Annotated in this window: 1 protein-coding gene, 1 rRNA gene and 1 pseudogene; all 3 read left to right on the top strand. The window is 71.7% G+C overall.

Features of this window, described 5'->3' with window-relative positions; all coding sequences use genetic code 11:
- Positions 1 to 127: 127 nt before the first annotated feature.
- Positions 128 to 244, top strand: a 5S ribosomal RNA gene (rrf, locus tag AC3EVP_RS36780).
- 193 nt (positions 245 to 437) lie between these two features.
- Positions 438 to 1,571 (top strand): hypothetical protein, encoded by a 1,134-nt coding sequence (locus AC3EVP_RS36775; protein WP_435138112.1) that lies wholly within the window; start codon positions 438 to 440, stop codon positions 1,569 to 1,571.
- Positions 1,556 to 2,225: pseudogene (locus AC3EVP_RS36770) on the top strand (hypothetical protein); the annotation flags it as partial. The gene AC3EVP_RS36775 and the pseudogene AC3EVP_RS36770, both read left to right, overlap by 16 nt.
- Between the last annotated feature and the right edge of the window lie 346 nt (positions 2,226 to 2,571).

Genomic DNA, 2,571 nt, shown 5'->3' with positions numbered 1-2,571 from the left:
ATGCTCGCGTCCACTGTTTGGTTCCCGGGTTGCGAACAGTCGCATCCGGTGAACATTCAACTGAAAAGTGTGCTTGTTCGCTCGGAATCTGTCGAAATCCCGTACATGCGGGATGACCCGATAGTGTTTCGGTGGTCATAGCGTTAGGGAAACGCCCGGTTACATTCCGAACCCGGAAGCTAAGCCTTTCAGCGCCGATGGTACTGCAGGGGGGACCCTGTGGGAGAGTAGGACGCCGCCGAACAATCTTTCTGGACCCTTGGTCCTGGCCTGAGCGCTGGGACCAGGGGTCCTTTTTGTTTTCCGCGCAGCGCGCCTCCCCGGCCGCTACGCGAGACTTGAACCACAGCAGTACGATCCGACAGGAGTCACGTCGATGCCCAACGCACCCGAAGACCGACCCGAACGCGGCGAACACCGCCGCGAGGATCGGCGTGATGACCGTCGAGACGACCGTCCCCGTCGTGATGACCACCGCGGTGGCGGGTTCCGCCGTGACGACCGGCGTGATGACCGTCCGCGGTACGACCGCCCGCGCGATGACCGCCAGGGCGGCGGTGGCTTCCGTCGGGACGACCGTCCTGGTGGGGGCGGTGGGTTCCGTCGTGATGACCGCGGTGACCGTCCGCGCTATGACCGTCCCCGTGATGACCGTCCCCGTGATGACCGCCCCCGCGATGATCGGCGTGATGACCGTCCGCGTGGTCCGCGTCGTGATGACGACCGTGGTGGCTTCCGTCGGGACGACCGTCCTGGTGGGGGTGGCGGGTTCCGTCGTGATGACCGCGGTGACCGTCCGCGCTTCGACCGTCCCCGTGATGACCGCCCCCGCGATGATCGCCGTGACGATCGTCCGCGTGGTCCGCGTCGGGATGACGACCGTGGTGGCTTCCGTCGGGACGACCGTCCTGGTGGGGGTGGCGGGTTCCGCCGAGACGACCGGCGTGACGACCGTCCGCGGTACGACCGCCCCCGCGATGACCGCCAGGGTGGCGGCGGGTTCCGCCGTGACGACCGTGGTGACCGTCCGCGCTATGACCGTCCCCGTGACGACCGCCCCCGCGATGACCGTCCGCGTGGTCCGCGTCGGGACGACGACCGCGGTGGTTTCCGTCGGGACGACCGCCGTGACGACCGTCCGCGTGGTCCGCGTCGGGAGGACGACCGGGGTGGCTTCCGCAGGGATGACCGGCGTGACGACCGTCCGCGCTTCGACCGTCCCCGTGACGACCGGCGTGACGACCGGCGCGACGACCGCCCGGGCGGCGGCTTCCGCCGTGACGACCGCCGCGATGACCGTCCGCGTGGTCCGCGTCGTGACGACGACCGGGGTGGCTTCCGCAGGGATGACCGGCGCGATGACCGGCGTGACGACCGTCCGCGTGGTCCGCGTCGTGACGACGACCGGGACCGCGGGCACGGTCGGCGCCCGGTGGTGCAGGGCCGCGGCCGGTTCGAGAGCCGCGGTGGCCGCGACGAGCGCCGTGACGACCGCGAGCCCATCAGGCGGCTGCCGATCCCGGACGAGGTCACCGGCCAGGAGATCGACCCGAGCGTGCGGCAGGAGCTGATGAGCCTGCCCAAGACGCTCGCGGAGGACGTGGCGCGCAACCTGGTGATGGTCGCGCGGCTGCTGGACGAGGACCCGGAGCAGGCGTACGCGTACTCGCGGGTGGCGCTGCGGCTCGCCTCGCGCGTCGCCGCGGTGCGGGAGGCGGCGGGCTTCGCGTCGTACGCCACCGAGCGGTACTCGGAGGCGCTGGCGGAGTTCCGCACCACGCGCCGGATGACCGGGACGGTGGATCTGTGGCCGGTGATGGCCGACTGCGAACGCGGGCTCGGCCGGCCCGAGCGGGCGCTGGAGATGGCCGGGGCGCCCGAGGTGCACAAGCTGGACAAGGCCGGGCAGGTCGAGATGCGGTTGGTCGCGGCTGGCGCCCGCCAGGACCTCGGCCAGGCCGAGGCCGCGGTGGTGACCCTCCAGAGCCCGGAGCTGGCGGCGAACGCCATCCACCCGTGGACCGCCCGGCTGCGGTACGCCTACGCGGACGCGCTGCTGGCGGTCGGCCGCGAGAACGAGGCCCGCGAGTGGTTCGCCAAGGCGCTGGAGGCCGACCACAACGGGACGACCGACGCGTCCGACCGGCTCGCCCAGCTCGACGGTGTCGCGTTCGTGGACGCCTTCGACGAGGGGGACGAGGACAGTGGCGCGGACAGTGACGCGGACGAGGCCGAGGCGCCGACCGGCGGCGCGGCCGAGCCGGCCGAGGACGACGACCTGACCGACGAGGTCGTGGTCGACGGCTCTGACGCGGATGACGCTGACGACGAGGCTGACGACGAGGACGCGGACGACGAGGACGAGGACACGGACGACGACGAGGTCTCGTCGCACGCCGAGCCCGCGGCCGAGGAAGCCGACAGCGCGGCGGACGACGCGGCCGACACGGATGACGCGACCGACGCCGCGGAGGCCGACGCCTCCGACAAGGCCGACGACGAGAAGCCGGCCGACCCGTCCTCCTTCCTCGACTCGCCGTTCCGCGCCCCTGCACCGTCGGACCGCGAGGA

This window comes from Actinacidiphila sp. bgisy144, assembly GCF_057708105.1.
This window is presented reverse-complemented; position numbering and strand designations above follow the sequence as displayed.

Bases quoted from the DNA above. Each gene is read 5' to 3' on its own strand.
- AC3EVP_RS36775 (WP_435138112.1), top strand. From the start codon at position 438: ATGACCGTCGAGACGACCGTCCCCGTCGTGATGACCACCGCGGTGGCG.